Genomic DNA, 16441 nt, shown 5'->3' on the forward strand with positions numbered 1-16441 from the left:
GGGGGGATCGTAGCGCGCGACCTCAGCGCCCGTCTCGTCGGTAATACATCAGGATCGGATCGCGCTGCAGCCGCCAGATCGTCCATCCACCGATCGCCGCCAGCCCTGCGCCCGCGATGACGGGTAGTAATGCCAGATAACGCAAGATCACCGCAACGGAAGCCGCCATTGGCGCAACAGGTTCCAGCAAAGAGGCGATGCAGAAATACGTCGCCGTCGTCGCCACGACCAACAGCACACCACCCCACAACTGCCTGTCCGCGCGCCGCATCGTGCGGCGCTGCCATGCATGGAAATTGCGCATGTTCCGCTCTCCGTTGGAATGGCGGCACGATGCGAATCGGGTGTCTCAAGGGCTGCGATCTGACCGCTCGACCGTGATCACCTCCGCGATGCGCGGCATCTCGATGAGGCGGGCATTGGGGATCGCTCGGCCGACGTCGCCCACTGCCGATGCGATCGCATCGAGCAGTGTCGGCCCTTCTCGACTGAAGTCCAACGCGATGCGCCCGATGCGACCCACGCCGACGACGGCGTCGGTGCAGCCCTGCGCTGCGAGCGCATCCAGGTGGCGCGAAGGATCCTCGCCGTCGCCCAGTTGGAACCGCAGGGAGAACTTGAATTCAGGCATGTTGGCGTCGCTCGGGTTTGCGGGATCTGGATTTGCGCAGCGCTTTCGGCGCCAGCGCCTTCGCAAGTGCATCCGACCAATACGTCGCTTCCACGATCGCCGAGATGTCCCGCGCCAGGCGCTGGAACCACCACGCCAACGCATCCGGCCGCAGCCTTGCGTCGTGGGCGCTGGCGACGGTGCCGACATCGGTGAGTTGCACCATCAGGCGCAGGTGTTCGCGCAGCTGGACCAGTTCGACGTGCGCGTGTTCGGGAAGGGCGTAAACAGCGGGCGCGCGCTCGCGTGGCGCACCGGGGGCGTGTCGCATGGCAACCTCCATCGTCCGGAAAGAACCTTGCGCCGCGGATCGGCGCAAGGGGTGTCGGGAGGTTGAAAGGCCGCTACAAGACGGTGGACGCTATTTCCCCTTGCGGGGTGTTGTATTGATGTCCCCTCCCGACGCAGGGGATACGCCTTTGGCGCTTTCCGTGGCGCCGACTTGTAGCGGAGCTTTCAAACTCCGAAACGAAGAATGCCGAGGTGAACCCAAGCGGGGCTATCAGGCAAAGCCGCGATGTGGTTTCGGATTTGTCCTACCCGAAGCGCGGTTCTGGGGCATGGGAAATCTCCGCTGAAGGAGATCAGAGTGTTCCCCAGCTCTGACGCGAAAGGCATTGTGCCTTGGGGCAAAACGGGTCGAAGTCTGATGAGGGGTTTTCGCGCGGCCACGGCGGGAACGATCACCGACGTGAGTGGATTCCCGAGACACCAGCTTCCAACGACGAAACGCCGACCGCAGTCGGCATTGGAACGACGTCAATCCAGAACTTCACCGACGCAATCGGCAAAGGCGCGCGCCCTGCCCCATCAGGTCGACGACTTCTCCACCCGCTCCATTTCCTTCTTCCGACGCACCAGGCGATCCAGCGGCCGTTCGAAGTCTTCCCCGCCCCGCTCGTACGGATCCACGATGATCGTCGGCGGATCGGCGGCCGCACGCTGCGCTTCGCATTCGGCGGCGAAGTCCACCAGCATCTTGCCGACGTTGTACGTGGCGTAGATCTCCGCGTCGGGCCCGAACTCCCTGGCCGCGTTGACGATCGCACCGGCCACGCCCCCGAAGATCCCGATGAAATGCCGCGCGCCCGTGCTGTTGGCCAGCAGGTGCGGCATCGACTCGCGGAGGTCACGCAGGTTGAGGTCGAGGAAATCCTTGCTCTTCATCCATGGTGTCCGTTTGCGATCGCCCTTGGGCGAGGGTACTGCGGGGTGGCTGCCGGTGGCGGGGCCACCGGCATTCACCTGTGTGTGGTCGCGTGAATCGTTAATGGAAGCGGCGATTGCTGAAAAAGGCCGCTTCCATTGGGGGCTAACGCGAATGGGGGATGGAACCGGACCCTACTTCCAGCTCCACGGCGCGACCCACGTGGACGCCGGCGCAGGCGCCTGCGCGGCACCCTCCGTCGTATCAGCAGTCGTCGCCGCGGCCGGAACAGTCTCCGCACCCGCCACCGTCGGTTGATCTTTGCGCCAGGCATGCGCCCGCATCGTGTGCCCGTCCCCCGAGCACTCCAGCAGATACTCCCCGCCCGCCTCCGCATCGACAAACATGTCGAACGACCCGATGAACATGCCACTGCACACCACGCGCGCCAGATACCTGCCTGGCTTCACGCGCACGGCCCCGTACTTCTTGACGTTCGCCGCCCCCGGGATGTCGTAGCCCCGCGAGATGACAAGGAACTGGGTAAAGGAATCCTGGACGAAGATGCGCTTCCACTTCGAGGATTTGAATTGCTTTTCGGAGGGCAACGCCGCGCGGATGATGGCGGTTTCGTTGGGCGGCGTGGTGGCGTCGACTTCGTAGTTGAGGGTGCCTTGGGGTTTGCCCCAGGCGGTTGCGAACAGCAACGCCGCCAGAGCGGCTAGTTTGGTGGTGCGGTGCATTGGTGAGTCCCCCTGATGGACGGGGGGATTTTAGCGAACGCGCATCAGAGATCACCACCGCGATTCAAAGTGCAGGTCTTGCGAAGATTTGCGTTCGCCCCTGATCGTCGATCAGCTCCAGCCGCCCTGTCGACACCGAGTGGACCCGATACGCCTCGTCGAACAGGCTGGACGTGCGATTGCCGATCGACTCGCCGGTCAAGACCAATTTGCCGTTGTCGAGTCGCCAGCGCCGGTAGAGCAACGTGGCCATGTTGATCGAGCTTGCGGTGCCATCCTCATGCAGTGAGAAGCCCTGCACTTCGCCTTCCAGACCAGGCGCTGGCTCGACCCAGTCGCCGACCAACGCCTCGCGCGTCACCGCTGCTCCGGCAGGCCCGCCATCCATCGCGACGCGACCGCATGAGACGCCGGCCAATGCGATCGATATGACGACAACTGTGGCACCGAACCCAGCCCGAACTCGCTTGACCATCGAAATGCCTCGCTGACGCATCGAACCGACAGGAATCGTCCGTGACAAGAAATCCTCTTACAGCTGCGCCGTCCACAAGCGCATAGCATCCGCGCGCGAATCGTTCGTTCGGTGGTGACCTTCCGCAACGATTGCGTACGTCAGAGCGCCGGGCGAGTGTGAATTCGCAGTTGACTTGCCGGCGCCACGCGTCGGCCAGGAGAACACCATGCGCATCGATTTCATTCGAAAGTCCCTCAGCCTGACGGCTCTATTGCTCGTCGCCGTGGCGGGGCCCGCCTATGCCACCGACTGCACCGTCAACGGCGCCCCCGGTCTCGTGGGAACGTCGGGCAACGACATCATTTCGTGCGGAACCATCGACAGCGGGGACACCGTGTATGGCGGGGGCGGCAATGACACCATTGCTGTCCTGGAAGTCGCAGTTTACGGCGCCGTCGATGGAGGAGATGGCGCTGACACGATCTTTGTTCTCGGCGTCAACGACGGGTGGGTCGTTGGTGGCAGTGGCAATGATTACATCACGATGTATGCGAACGCGGATGTCGTCAACGGGGGAAAGCGGAACCGACACCTGTGCTTTGGGAGCGAACATCGGTTACAGCTACTCTTGCGAGATAAACCTATAGCCGGCATGCAAAGCATGGTTGCACGCGAGCGTTGCGTGCACGCTCGAAACCCGCGATCGCTCGCGGGTTTCGTGGCTGCTTTCGGCGACGAAGATATTCTTTAACGCCGACGACTTGAATTGCTTCTCGGGGCGCAATGCCCGGCAGAAGATCGCGGGGTTCTTTGGGCGCCGTGGTGGCGTCGACTTCGTAGTGGAAGGTGCCTGGGGCTTGCCTGCCCCAGGCGGTGGCAAAGAGCACGGCCGCGGTGCGGCTAGTTGGTGGTGCGGAGCATTGGTGGTCCCCCTGATGGACGGGAGGATTTTGGCGGAAGGGGGGCGATGGAGCCGAGAGGGGTGCTCGAAATACGAGCCCGACCAGGCGTCGCGGTTGGCGGATGAAATCGGACTGGGTCCACGCTGATTTGAAGCACCGCTAATTTCGGATCCGAAGGACAGCTTGCGCATCGACTGGGGATTGCAAGCTGTTGTTCTCAACCGCGACCCCATTAGAATTCGGTTGGGGATAATCCGTAATGAGATCCGCAGATCAGGGGAAAATATGACGAAGCTCAGTCGATTCGGCGCGCCAGCGCTTCTCGTGTTGCTTGCTGCCTGTCAGCCACAGGCCTCGCATCATGTCGCGTCCTCATCACCGGCACAGCCCGCTTCAAGCGAGGAAAGCGTCGCCGCACGATCAAATGTGCCGAAGCCTGTCGAGATATTCGAAGGCATGTGCTACCGAATGGATGCACGCTTCTCCAAGATCGTCGAAGCCGCCAAGGCACTCGACTATCCCGAGGTACCCAAGTCAATGATGTCGATCCTGGGGCCGATGACAGGCAGCGGCAAAGGGTTCGTGGTAGTCAACAACAAGAAGAAGCAAAAAGTCATCCTTCTTGGGGCATCCGATCAGAATGCCTGTTCGATCTACGCGAACGGCTACGACGCGGAAGAGATTAAGCGAAGCGTCGCAGCCAACTATCACCTGTTGAGGATCCATCGAGACGACACCGGCCTGCAGGTCAACGAGATGTACATACCCAACGGGAAAAAAGGAACGCAGAGCGAAGGCCGCGAGAATGGCTTGGTCGGTTTGACTTACGCCAAAAATCCAAGCGACGATGCGATCACTTTGAGCTTTGTCTCGCCGGAAACCGCAAAGAGAATCCTGCGATGACCATGCGCATCGCGGCACTCGTCGTCTTGCTATTGGCGGCCCTGGCACTCGCCCCCTCGATGCCGTATGGATTCTATCCGGTCATGCGGTGGCCCTTGTGCGTTGCGGCGTGTTCCCTCGCCTTCTACGCCCACCAGCAGCGGTCAACGACATGGACTTGGCTTTGGGTAGCCGTGGCAGGCATCTACAACCCCATAGTCCCCGTGCATTCAACACGCGCTATCTGGTCGATCGTCAATATTGCGACGATCGTCGTTGCACTGGTGCAGCTCGCCACACCACGTAAGCAAACGCAAACGCCATAGGGAGCGTGATGGGGGGCGCGGAGTGCTGCCGAAGCGGCGGCGCGGGCTTCGCTCTTGGCACGGCGGACGACCTGCATCCTCAGGCCGCTTCAAGCGCCCATGTGTCAGCCAGCAACTCTGCCTGCGCCATCAGCTTCTCCGTTGCGGCTGGCTGCTTGTCGGGCGGGTATTTGTACTTTGCGAGCAAGACTTTGACCATCGCCATCATTTTTGCTCTTGACGAGACGCGGTTCTGCCAGTTGATGGTCGCCGACCGGCGGAGTTTATCGGTCAGCTCCTGGGCAAGCTTGCGCAGCTCTTCATCCCCCATCTCGCGCACCGCAGACTCATTCGTCGCCAGCGCTTGGTAGAACGCAAATTCTTCCTCGCTAAGCCCATGCGGCGGTCGCGCGGAGTTGATCTCCTTCGCGATTCGGATCAACTCTTCGATGACCTCGGCAGTGGTAATAGCGCGGCTCTGATAGCGCGCGATCGCGTCCTCAAGGCGATCGGTGAACTCCTTACCTTGCATCGCATTGCGCATACCGCGCGCGCGAACCTGATCTGCGACGAGACGCTCCAGTAATTCTGCCGCCAGGTTTCGGGTCGGCATATCACGAATCTGCGCGAGGAAGGCTTCGTCCAGCAAGGAGATATCTGGCTTGCCTAACCCCAGCGTGCCGAAGATGTCGTTCACCCCTTCCACAAGCACGCCCTTGGCGACCAGTTGGCGTAGCGCTGCCTCCTTTTCCAGACGCGACCGAGTTTCGCCTGCTCGCGTGAGCTTAATCAGGCAGACACGCACGGCTTGGTAGAAGGCAATCTCTTCACGCAACGCCATTGCTTCGGCGCGCGTGCCCGCCAGCGCCTGCGCCTTGGTCATTTTCGCGACCTGGTCGAGATAGCGGCGGACGCCACGGTTGCGCCCGCGATCATCAGGCTCTGGATCAACCTGCAACAAATGCTCCATCGCCGGCCCTAGCAGGCCCAGCGCTACCTTGGGATCTTCTACGCCGGTGCGATCAAACCCATGGAAGAACTCGCGCCGGATGACATCGAGCGTGTCGAGTAGAATGGCGAGGGCTTGGCCCGATGTGTCGACCGGCTCCCGCTCGTTTCCGGAGGCCTTGGTGTACTGCTTGATAGCCTTCTTCAGCTCTTCGCCGATGCCGATGTAGTCGACGATCAGGCCACCTGGTTTGCCCTTCCAGATGCGGTTGGTTCTGGCGATGGCCTGCATCAGGCCGTGGCCCTGCATCGGCTTGTCGACGTAGAGCGTGTGCACCGGCGGTGCGTCGAAGCCGGTGAGCCACATGTCGCGCACGATCACGATCTCGAGTGGATCGCTCGCGTCCTTGAAGCGCTTCTCCAACAACTTCCGCTGCGCCTTGTCGGTGCGGTGCGGCTGGTAATGCAGCGGGTCCGCCGAACTGCCCGTCATGACGATTTTGATCCGGCCCTTGTTGACGTCGGGGTCATGCCAGTCCGGTCGCCGCGCGACAATCTCGTCGTACAGATGGATGGCGGCCTCGCGCGAGATGGAGACGAGCATTGCCTTGCCGGCCAATGACTGCGTGCGCGCTTCCCAATGCGCGACGAGATCATCCGCGAGTGTGGCGAGCCTGCCATCCGCCATCGCCAACGCTTCCAGGCGCGTGTGCCGGCTCGCAGTGCGGCTCTGCTGGGTATCATCCTCGTCGTCGGTGACGTCGAGGAACTCGTCCATGAGCGCCTGCTTCTCTGCTTCGTTGAACCTCAGTTCGATAATGCGGGACTCGTAACTCACCGGGACGACCGCCTCATCTTCCTGCGCGGCGATCATTTCGTACACGTCGACGTATGTGCCAAACACGGCCTCGGTATCGCGGTCGTCCAAGCTGACTGGCGTGCCGGTCATGCCGAGGTAGATGGCGTTCGGTAGCGCGTCGCGCATGTATTTCGCGAGGCCGTACTTCGTGGTCCCGCGCTTCGCGTCCAATTCGGCTGTGAAGCCGTACTGTGTACGATGCGCCTCGTCCGCGATAACCACCACGTTACTGCGGTCGCACAGCACGGGAACGCGCTGCTCGCCGGGCATGGGGGCGAATTTGTTGATGGTTGTAAAGAAGATACCGCCGGCCTGTAGCTGGAAAAGCTGCTCACGAAGATCTTCACGGCTATCCGCTTGTTTCGGCGTCGCGCGCAATGACCAGGCCGAGTCGGCAAAGGTCTCAAACAACTGCCCATCGAGATCGTTGCGGTCCGTTACCAGCACAACGGTGGGGTTACCGAATTCGGAGCGATCACGCAATGCCATCACATAGAAAAGCGCCAGCAGCGATTTTCCCGAGCCCTGTGTGAACCAGATGACCCCGCCCTTTCCGTCTTTTCGATGCACGAGCGCGTCGACTGCGCGCTCCACCGCGCGCTTCACGCCGTGGTACTGATGCCACTGCGCGATGATCTTGAAGCTGGCGCCGCCGTCGGCGCCGCCGTAGGCAACGAAGCCGCGGAAGAAGTCGAGGAGTGTGCGTGGCTCCAGTAAGCCTCGCATAAGTACCTCCAACTCCAGTTGCCCCTTGCCCACCTTCTTGCCTTCCAGCAGCCGCCACCGCGAGTGTCGCGACAGGTCCGCGCTCAGCGACCCGTAGCGCGCGACAGTGCCATCAGAGATCACGTTGAGCAGGTTGAACCAGAACAACTGCGGCACATCGGCCTTGTAGGTCTGGATCTGGTTGAAAGCGGATTCGAAGTCGGCGTTGATGTCGGCCGGGTTCTTCAGCTCGATCACTACCAACGGTAGGCCGTTGACGAACAGGATGATGTCGGGCCGACGTAGCTTATTACCTCCCTGGACGGTGAACTGCTGCGCGGCCAGGAGATCGTTGCGCCCTGCCTCGAAGTCGATAACCCGCACTCGCATCACGGAGCGGTGCCCGTCGCGATCAGCATGTTCGATCGGCACGCCGTTGCGCAGCCAGTCGTACATTTCGCGATTGCCATCCACTAAGGATTGCGCGCCGTAGCCCGACACGTGCGCAACTGCAGCGTCGACTTCACTTGAAGCGAGGCTAGGATTCAGACGGACGATGGCGTCGCGCAATCGCGGCGCAAGCACCACGTCCGACCAGCGTTCACGCGCTGAATCAGCGCCACCGGGCGCGAGCGTCTCGCCCAGTGCGCGCGTCCAGCCAAGCGCTGACAGCCAATCAAGGCACACGTCCTCCAAATCGTTTTCCTTCATCTTCGCCGCCTCACCACGTCGCGTGCGGTTGCACTCCAAGGGAATTGGCCACGGCAAGTGCGCTGGAAAACCGGGATAGGGTGTCGGCAATTCGCATACAGCATTTTGCGGAGCGCATTGACGGAAGCCTTCATACGAGCGCTTCTTCGATTTCGCGGTGCGCATGGGCAACGCGGAGCTTGCCGGAAATCAGGCGAGGGAGAACTGCGTCGCGGAGCTCAGCCAGTCGCCGCGCCTGCGATACCTGCGTCCTCTCAACCATTACCCCGACCACCTTTTTGAACTCCTCCAAGACGTCGTCTGATGGCACTACGACAAGCTCGTTCGCCAAAAAGCGCTTCGTCTGGAAGTTCGCGATGCCAGTGCTTTGGTTTTGGTATCCCCACGTCCGACCAGCCGCATAGATGAAATCCATATGCTGCGCCAGAAGCAGCCCGAGGTGGGGCGACACAGGCGAAAACTTTCGGCAAAAACTGGCGGGTACTACAGGACAATCGAAGAGGCCAAGCAATTGAGGCGTCACGTAGAGTGAGCGACCGGTAGGTTGCTCCTTACTTCCCCCCGACACTTCCACCACGAGGTCACCAGCAGACAGCGCCCGACCAGAAACTTTACGCGTTGACGTAAAGCGATCGGGAACGCGAAATGCGGATTGGGAACGAAGATCTGGAATGTCAGTACCCCGAATAATCGAGATACGTTCATTGTTGTCGCCTTCTGGAGTCTCGCTTCCCCAATCTCCACCAATTGAGTGTCTTAGCAGCATCCCAAACGGCCTTGCGCGCCAACCCTTTGGAATGAGACCGAGCTGAGAATTCTCGAACTCGGCTGGAAATAGGGCTGCTGTAGCGGCGTCCATGTTCCGCGGTTCGCGACCTTCGGACTTGGCTCGCACGGGATCGAAGTCCACAAACCAAGACTTGAACACGGCTTGCGCCATCGCATCCAGCGTTACGTTAATTTGACGAAGGTTTTCAATTCGGTCGTCTATAGATCTGAGAACAGCAACTGCAGATTTCTGAGATTTCAGATCTGGAAAGCGCACGACCATTTCTGCAAGGTTGGCAAAATAAATTCGAATCCGAACCGATCCGCCGCCCGCCCGTTCCACCCACTCGCGCCAAGCTTGTGTCTCAGTGTAGTAGGCCAAGAAGTTTGGATCGACGGAATCGTTTAATCGAAAGGCCACGTAATCCGGACTTACAAGTCCAGGGCCCAACTCGTGTCGACACATCCCAATCGACCCAATGTTCAATCGCATTGGGTTGTACGCGAAATCGCCCGGCTCAATCAGCTTGTATTTGGATACGTCGGCCGAGGCGTATCTCGTTTCTGCTGTCAATCCCACGCCCTTTTGGACCCCAAAAACCTTCAGTCCCGAATGATTCGACGAAATTCGCCCTGTTAATTCGGAAGCGATATCGCCAAGCCGCGCAGATCGCCACTCAGACACCATAACCAAGACCCCCCAGCTTTTCGCGGATCACCGCATCCAGCTCAGCACCCTTCTCCATCTCTTCGGCCAGCCGCTCCACCAACCTTCCCATCGTGTCACCAAAGGTCTCGTCATCCTCCTCGTCCAGCTGCGCGCCAACGTAGCGGCCCGGAGTCAGAACGAAGCCATGCGTCTCCACTTCCGCCAGCGATGCGCTGTAGCAAAATCCAGGCACATCGTCGTATTCAACACCGTCGCTGAAGTCGCTACCACGCCAACGGTGGTACGCCTGTGCGATACGGTGCAAGTCTGCCTCGGTGAACTCGATCTGCGTCCGACTGAAGCGGCCGCTGGCCTCCTTTCGCGCGTCGATAAACAAAATCTGTGCGCGCCGGTCCGCCTTGCCACTACCACCCGCATCCTTGTCCTTTGACAGAAACCATAGGCATACCGGGATCTGCGTGTTGGAGAACAGCTGACCCGGAAGCGCCACCATGCACTCCACCACGTCTGCCAACACCATCGCACGACGGATATCGCCATCGCCGGATTGCGAGCTCGTCGATCCATTCGCCAGTACGATGCCGGCGCGACCACGTGCGGACAATCTCGCCAGCATGTGCTGCAGCCAGGCAAAGTTCGCATTGCCCTTTGGCGGGATGCCGTAAACCCAACGTGGGTCGTCGGCGAGCTTCTCGCCGCCCCAATCGGAGATGTTGAACGGCGGATTAGCTAGTACGTAATCGGCGCGCAGAGTCTTGTGTTGATCGTTGGCAAAGGTGTCGCCGTAGCTCGCGCCGAGGTCGCCATCAAGGCCATGCACCGCAAGGTTCATCAGGCATAGGCGGCGCGTGGCGGCCATCAACTCCTGACCATGGATCGCAAGATCTCCTCGTTTTTTAAGCGCCTTCTGGTGAGCGTCTTTGAATCGCGCGGACTGCACGAACATACCGCCCGAGCCACAGGCCGGGTCGTATATGGTCCCCTTGAACGGCGCAAGAATCTCGACCAATAAGTTCACCACGCTCTTCGGCGTGTAGAACTCACCAGCGCGCGCGCCTTCCTTCAGCGCGAATTGCCCGAGAAAGTACTCGTAGACCTCGCCAAAAACGTCGCGGCTGTTGTGCTTGTGCGCGTCGAACTTCAGCCTCGCAACAAGCCCCATGAGCTCACCGAGCTTGCCAGGCTCCAACTCAAGTCGCGAAAACTCGCGGTACAGCACGCCTTTAAGCCGTGGATTATCCGCCTCTATCAGGCCCATCGCCTTATCCAGGCGCTGCGCCAGGTCTGGCGCAGTGGCTTACACCAGTAGCAGCGCGAAGTGCGCTTCTGGCGGAATCCAGAAGACGTTGTCGACGTCGTAAAACGTCTTGTCACTGACGAATGCAGCTTCGCTTTCCTCTCGCGTTCGAAGATCGTCGATGTAGTACTCGGACTTAGGCTCTGCAAGTCGCCCGCGTATCACCGTCGACTGCGCGTCGTACATATCCGACACATACTTCAAAAACACCAGCCCCAAGACCGGGTACTTGTACTGTGCCGCGGACACAGATCCGCGCAATTTGTCGGCCGCTTCCCAAAGGGTGCGCTTGAATTCTTCGTTGGTCATGCGATTTCTGCTTCGATGGAAGTTGCTTGAGGCATTCGCCCCGAATCAAAAAAGGTTTGTCGATGCGCGACGAGGTAGCGCAGGTGTCGGCTGTTCAGACGCTCGATGCGCAACGGCACGTCGACGCCAAGGGCGCGGCGCTGGATTGGAGACAGCGCTGGTGCAACGAGCAACGCGCCCTCGTCGTCGAAAGTCACAAGATGACGGTCGAACAGCCGATCCAAGTTGGGCGTCAGGAGAAGGCCATTGAAGCCGTCTAATCGTTCCGCATCCGTGCTGTCCGCCCACGGTTTGATATGCGAGGCCATCAGCACGGGGGACAATCCGCAGCCTGTAACTGCACACCGGCCGCCCCAGTACTGCATGACGCGACTTCGAAAAAGGCCCTGTCCACGGCGAGCGGCGATGATCGCTTGACGCTCAGTACCGGTTACCACGACCTCGTCTTTTATGTCTGGCGTACTGTCGCCATTCGCCCAGCCCAACTCTTCCAGGGCAGCTACGACTTCGGGCCGCAGCGTCCACACGAAGTGGCCGTTTTCAGTGCGATCGCCATTGCCCAGCGCAAGCGATTGGGTCCAGTTCGCGTAGCGCCCACCCGGCAGATCACTCGGCGCGGACGGCAAAGCATCAGCAATGGCATGCGCAAAACGGCCGTAGTGAAGATTGGCCGATTCAAAGCTGTCGTAGCCGGTGCGTAACGCGAGCTCCTCCATCGATGACTTGTGGCCGAGCGCGTAGTAGTGCGCGACGAGAAACGCTCGCGCCCCCGCGGAAGCTTTGACGTTCGCAAGGACGCGTACATAGTCGGCAACCGAAGGGGGCGATTTTCGGCCATCCTCGGAAGTGCCGACGATGCTGTAGCCGACATCCTTGTTGTAGAGCCCGTCATGCTTGCCATTTGCGTCGCACAGGCGCACAGACCAGCCCTTGCTGAAAACGAAGCGATAAACCTCGTCTTCGTCATCGATCAGCGTTTGATTCTTGTTGGCGCCGGTACCAGGAGGCGCGACGCGAAAAGCCCAGCGTTCACCACCGAGCTCTCGTGAGCGATAGGGATACAGGCGTGTCCCGGAGCTGTGCTCGAACCAAAACCGCCGACTGATCCCTTCAACGCGGCTGGGGCGCTTAGCCATGCCTGGGACTCACGGCAAGCGAATTCGAAAATCCGGCGGAGCCTATTACGCCGGTTCGCGCCTTCGAGAAATTGGCCACTCTGACTTCCCCTGATCACGACTTTCCCTGACACCCATGTTACTAACGTGGGCGTTGGAAAGAAGCGGCAAAACGACTGCGCGAGTCATTTCCTCGCACACGGGCTCGGCGATACCCCAGGTCAACAAAAAAAGCCCCGCTGGAATGGCGAGGCTTCGTAGATGCCGCGGTCGGTAGACCTTTTCCCGCTTCAGTGGCGGGTGAGGTAGTACACAAGGACCGCAAATCCAACATTGATTGGCAGCGCCAGGATTGCCACGAGCTGGGTAAGTCCCGGAATACGGAACAGGCCCGCGACAATGGCCCCGCCAAGTGAGGCCAGTACAAACAACAGGCCCTGGAGGAAGCCGTGCCCGTCGGCACTGCCTGCGAAGTAGGCAGCGGGGAGAATGCAGAACCACCCTCCGAGTCCACCAAGCGAAAGGAGGAGGCGAGGCGTGGGGTCGGCGAACGAAGTGCCGATGAACTGCTGCGCTGCGCGCGAAACAAGCATGTTGTAAGTGATGACGATGCCCATGAGGGTCGCAATGATGTAAAGCAAAACGTTTCCCCTAGTTTGATGGGACTGCAAAAACGAAAAAGCGGCTGCGATGGTGAGTCGCAACCGCTGGTTCGATAAAGATTTGGTCGGGGTAGCCGGATTCGAACCGACGACCACCAGTCCCCCAGACTGGTGCGCTACCAGGCTGCGCTATACCCCGGGTAGGCCGGCGATCATACCGCATCGCCGCATTTCGGCCCAGTTCTGCGCGTTCAGCGACGCAGCAACACCAGGATTTCTTCGAGCTCCATCCGCACCTGCTTGATGATCTGCGTGCTCAGTGCGCTTTCCTGCTTGGCGCCCTCGCCTTCCAGGCGCAGCCTGGCGCCGCCGATGGTGTAGCCCTGCTCGTACAGCAGGCCGCGGATCTGGCGGACCATCAGCACGTCGTGGCGCTGGTAGTAGCGGCGGTTGCCGCGGCGCTTGACGGGTTTGAGGCTCGGGAATTCGGTTTCCCAGTAGCGCAGCACGTGCGGCTTGACGTCGCACAGTTCGCTGACTTCACCGATGGTGAAGTAGCGCTTGGCCGGGATGGGCGGGAGTTCCTTGTTGCTACCCGGGTCAAGCATTGCCGGCTCCTGTGTAGGCCTCGACGCGTTCCTTCAACTTCTGCCCGGGGCGGAAGGTCACCACCGTGCGGGCGGAAATCGGGATCTCTTCGCCGGTCTTCGGGTTGCGGCCCGGGCGTTGGTTCTTGCGGCGCAGGTCGAAGTTGCCGAAGCCCGACAGCTTCACCTGGCGGCCCTGCTCCAGCGCTTCGCGGAGCGCGTCGAAGAACGCGTCGACGAATTCCTTCGCCTCGCGTTTGTTCAGGCCGACCTCGTCGAACAGTCGTTCGGCCATTTCCGCTTTGGTCAGTGCCATCTCGTCCCCCCGACGATCAGCTGCGGATCGCGGCGTGGTGGTGGGCCTGCAATGCCGAGACCACCTCGGTCACTGCTTGCTCCACGTCGCGGTCGGTCAGGGTGCGCGATTCATCTTGGAGAATCAAGCCCATAGCGAGACTCTTGAATCCCGATTCGACCCCGGCGCCGCTGTAGCGGTCGAACAGCACCAAGTCCCTTAAAAATCCGCCTGCGGCCGCTTTCACGGTCGCCTGCACGTCGGCCCAGCGCACCGTTTCCGGGACGATGAACGCGAGGTCGCGGCGGACGGACGGATACTTCGACAGGGCCGCCGCGCGCGGAATGTTGCGGGCCAGCATCGGGGCCAGGTCGAGTTCGAAGGCGATCACTTCGCCGGGCAGGTCGAGGGTCTTCGCCAAGCGCGGGTGCAGTTGGCCGATCCAGCCGATGCGGGCCTCGCCCTCTTCCGTCAGGCGGAAGACGTCGGCCGAGCGGCCGGGGTGGCCGTGCGGAGCGGTCGAGGGGCGGAAGGACAGCGGTGCGTTGGCCAAGCCCGCGAGGGATTCGAGGTCGGCTTTCAGGTCGTGGAAGTCGACGTGGCGCGGGCGGTCGGACCATTGTTCGGTCGTTGCGCTGCCGATGGCGACGGCGGCGATGCGTTGGGTTTCGGTCGGGGGCTGCGCGTGCTGTGCGTGAGGGGGCAATGCCCCCTCAAACCCCATGGTCGATTTCTTGAACACGTTGCCGATTTCGAACAGGCGCACGCGCGTCTGCTGGCGCGCGGCGTTGCGCGCGAGTGCGGCGACCAGGCCCGGCAACAACTGCGTGCGCATCACGCCGAGTTCGGCGCTCAGCGGGTTCGCGAGCGGCACGGCGTTGTCGGTCGCGTGCCAGGTGGTGAGCAGCGCTTCGTCGACGAAGGCGTAGTTCACCGCTTCCAGGTAATCGCGCGAGGCCAAGTGCCTGCGCACGGTGGATTCCTCGACGCGCGTTTCCGTCGGCGCGGCCAGGCGCGTGCCGCCGCCGGGGAGCGTGGCGGGGATGTTGTCGTAGCCGAAGATGCGCGCGATTTCCTCGACGAGGTCTTCTTCGATCGCGATGTCGAAGCGGCGCGTCGGCGGCAGCACGTTCCAGCCATCGTTGGTCGGCACGACGGCCAGGCCCAGCGCGTGGAGGATGCGTTGGACTTCGGCGTCGGGGACGTTGGTGCCCAGCACGCGTGCGAGGCGCGCGCGGCGCAGGCCGACGTACTTGGGTTGCGGCAGGTGTTCGGGCAGCACGGCTTCGGTCACCGGGCCCGGCGCGCCGCCGGCGATTTCGACGATCAGGCGCGTGGCGATTTCGATCGCCTGGCGCGGGAGGTCGGGGTCGACGCCGCGTTCGAAGCGATGGCCGGCGTCGGTGTGCAAACCGAGGCGGCGGCCGCGGCCGATGATCGCGCTCGGCACCCAGTGCGCGGCTTCGAGGAAAACATTGCGCGTGGTGTCGGTCACGCGCGTATCGAACCCGCCCATGATGCCGCCCAGCGCGACGGCGCGGTCGTTGTCGGCGACGACGAGGAATTGATCGTCGAGGGCGACGTCGCGGCCATCGAGCAGCTTGAGCGCTTCACCGGCGCGCGCGCGGCGCACGCTGATCGGGCCCTTCAGCAGATCGCGGTCGAAGGCATGCATCGGCTGGCCGATTTCGAGCATCACGTATTGCGTGACGTCGACGAGCAGGCTGATCGGGCGGATGCCGCTGCGGCGCAGGCGTTCGGCCATCCAGATCGGCGTGGGCGTGTGCGCGTCGATGCCTTCGATGACGCGGCCGACGAAGCGCGGCACGTCGGCGCCGGCGTCGAGCTTGATCGTCATCTCCGCGTCGTTGAGCGCGGGCATCGGTGTTGCGTCGAAGGGCACGACTTCGCTGCCGAAAGCAGCGGCAACGTCGTATGCGATGCCGCGCACGCTGAAGCAATCGGCGCGGTTGGGCGTGAGCTTGAGTTCGAAGCGCGCGTCGGGCAGGCCGAGGTACTCGGCGAGCGGCACTCCGATCGGCGCGTCGTGCGGGAGTTCGAGCAGGCCGGAGGCGTCGGCGTCGAGCCCGAGTTCCTTCGCCGAGCAGAGCATGCCGTTGGAATCCACGCCGCGCAGTTTCGCGGCCTTGATCGTCAGGCTGCCCACTTGCGTGCCGATGGTGGCGAGCGGCGCGATCAGGTTCGGGCGTGCGTTCGGTGCGCCGCAGACGATCTGCAGCAGTTCGCCGGTGCCGATGTCGACTTTGCAGACCTGCAGCTTGTCGGCTTCGGGATGCTTGGCGCATTCGACGATGCGCGCGACGACGACGCCGTCGAGGCCTTCGCCCAGCACGTCCATCTGCTCCACTTCCAGGCCGATGGCGGTCAGCGTGGCGGAGAGTTGGTCGCGCGTGGCATCGGTGCGCACGTGCTGGCGGAGCCAGTTTTCATTGAACTTCATGCGTTCCG

At 61.7% G+C, this 16441-nt stretch carries 18 protein-coding genes and 1 tRNA gene; 3 read left to right on the plus strand and 16 right to left on the minus strand.

Annotated features, from left to right (window positions below; all coding sequences use genetic code 11):
- Positions 1–22 precede the first annotated feature (22 nt).
- From AC1DOM_RS03930 to AC1DOM_RS03955, 6 genes are all read right to left on the minus strand, one after another.
- On the minus strand, positions 23–304 hold the full coding sequence (locus tag AC1DOM_RS03930) for a hypothetical protein (protein WP_498960464.1): 282 nt from the start codon (positions 302–304) through the stop codon (positions 23–25).
- A 45-nt stretch (positions 305–349) separates the two neighbouring features.
- Positions 350–631 (minus strand): hypothetical protein, encoded by a 282-nt coding sequence (locus tag AC1DOM_RS03935; protein ID WP_498960466.1) that lies wholly within the window; start codon positions 629–631, stop codon positions 350–352.
- Positions 624–941 (minus strand): XAC0095 family protein, encoded by a 318-nt coding sequence (locus tag AC1DOM_RS03940; protein WP_498960468.1) that lies wholly within the window; start codon positions 939–941, stop codon positions 624–626. Before AC1DOM_RS03940 ends, AC1DOM_RS03935 begins: the two co-directional genes overlap by 8 nt.
- A 539-nt stretch (positions 942–1480) precedes the next feature.
- The gene (locus AC1DOM_RS03945) at positions 1481–1837 is read right to left on the minus strand and encodes a hypothetical protein (protein WP_498960469.1); all 357 of its coding nucleotides are present in this window, start codon (positions 1835–1837) and stop codon (positions 1481–1483) included.
- Between the two features lie 174 nt (positions 1838–2011).
- Positions 2012–2560, minus strand: coding sequence for a hypothetical protein (locus tag AC1DOM_RS03950; protein WP_498960471.1), 549 nt, complete (start codon positions 2558–2560; stop codon positions 2012–2014).
- A 64-nt stretch (positions 2561–2624) separates the two neighbouring features.
- Positions 2625–3035 carry a lipocalin-like domain-containing protein gene (locus tag AC1DOM_RS03955; RefSeq protein ID WP_498960473.1) on the minus strand — a complete coding sequence of 137 codons (411 nt, stop codon included), beginning with the start codon at positions 3033–3035 and terminating at the stop codon, positions 2625–2627.
- Positions 3036–3243: 208 nt separating this feature from the next.
- Here AC1DOM_RS03955 and AC1DOM_RS03960 point away from each other — a divergent pair, with 208 nt between their 5' ends.
- The 3 genes from AC1DOM_RS03960 (at position 3244) to AC1DOM_RS03970 (ending at position 5127) form a co-directional block, all read left to right on the plus strand.
- Positions 3244–3768, plus strand: a complete 525-nt coding sequence (locus AC1DOM_RS03960) for a hypothetical protein (protein ID WP_498960475.1) — start codon at positions 3244–3246, stop codon at positions 3766–3768.
- A gap of 334 nt (positions 3769–4102) precedes the next feature.
- Positions 4103–4822, plus strand: coding sequence for a hypothetical protein (locus AC1DOM_RS03965; protein WP_498960477.1), 720 nt, complete (start codon positions 4103–4105; stop codon positions 4820–4822).
- Positions 4819–5127, plus strand: coding sequence for a DUF6804 family protein (locus AC1DOM_RS03970; RefSeq protein WP_498960480.1), 309 nt, complete (start codon positions 4819–4821; stop codon positions 5125–5127). The genes AC1DOM_RS03965 and AC1DOM_RS03970 overlap by 4 nt, the downstream gene beginning before the upstream one ends.
- Positions 5128–5206: 79 nt before the next feature.
- Here the strand turns inward: AC1DOM_RS03970 and AC1DOM_RS03975 are convergent, their stop codons facing one another.
- From AC1DOM_RS03975 to pheT, 10 genes are all read right to left on the minus strand, one after another.
- Positions 5207–8494, minus strand: coding sequence for a type I restriction endonuclease subunit R (locus AC1DOM_RS03975; protein ID WP_498960481.1), 3288 nt, complete (start codon positions 8492–8494; stop codon positions 5207–5209).
- Positions 8460–9677 carry a restriction endonuclease subunit S gene (locus tag AC1DOM_RS03980; protein ID WP_498960483.1) on the minus strand — a complete coding sequence of 406 codons (1218 nt, stop codon included), beginning with the start codon at positions 9675–9677 and terminating at the stop codon, positions 8460–8462. The genes AC1DOM_RS03975 and AC1DOM_RS03980 overlap by 35 nt, the downstream gene beginning before the upstream one ends.
- A 97-nt stretch (positions 9678–9774) precedes the next feature.
- Complete coding sequence (locus AC1DOM_RS03985) at positions 9775–11025, minus strand: N-6 DNA methylase (protein WP_498960485.1); 1251 nt, start codon at positions 11023–11025, stop codon at positions 9775–9777.
- A 39-nt stretch (positions 11026–11064) separates the two neighbouring features.
- Entirely contained in the window at positions 11065–11373 is a 309-nt protein-coding gene (locus AC1DOM_RS03990) for a type I restriction-modification system subunit M N-terminal domain-containing protein (RefSeq protein ID WP_498960487.1), read from the minus strand.
- Entirely contained in the window at positions 11370–12509 is a 1140-nt protein-coding gene (locus tag AC1DOM_RS03995; RefSeq protein ID WP_498960489.1) for an HNH endonuclease, read from the minus strand. Before AC1DOM_RS03995 ends, AC1DOM_RS03990 begins: the two co-directional genes overlap by 4 nt.
- A 269-nt stretch (positions 12510–12778) precedes the next feature.
- The gene (locus tag AC1DOM_RS04000) at positions 12779–13105 is read right to left on the minus strand and encodes a hypothetical protein (protein WP_498960491.1); all 327 of its coding nucleotides are present in this window, start codon (positions 13103–13105) and stop codon (positions 12779–12781) included.
- 107 nt (positions 13106–13212) lie between these two features.
- Positions 13213–13289: transfer RNA gene (locus AC1DOM_RS04005), tRNA-Pro, on the minus strand.
- A gap of 52 nt (positions 13290–13341) precedes the next feature.
- Complete coding sequence (locus AC1DOM_RS04010; protein WP_036169922.1) at positions 13342–13698, minus strand: MerR family transcriptional regulator; 357 nt, start codon at positions 13696–13698, stop codon at positions 13342–13344.
- Positions 13691–13993, minus strand: a complete 303-nt coding sequence (locus tag AC1DOM_RS04015) for an integration host factor subunit alpha (protein WP_156643100.1) — start codon at positions 13991–13993, stop codon at positions 13691–13693. The genes AC1DOM_RS04010 and AC1DOM_RS04015 overlap by 8 nt, the downstream gene beginning before the upstream one ends.
- A 16-nt stretch (positions 13994–14009) precedes the next feature.
- A complete protein-coding gene (gene pheT, locus AC1DOM_RS04020; RefSeq protein ID WP_498960494.1) occupies positions 14010–16433 on the minus strand; it encodes a phenylalanine--tRNA ligase subunit beta in 2424 nt (807 codons plus the stop codon).
- Positions 16434–16441: the final 8 nt, after the last annotated feature.

Source organism: Lysobacter sp. P5_B12, from assembly GCF_056400425.1.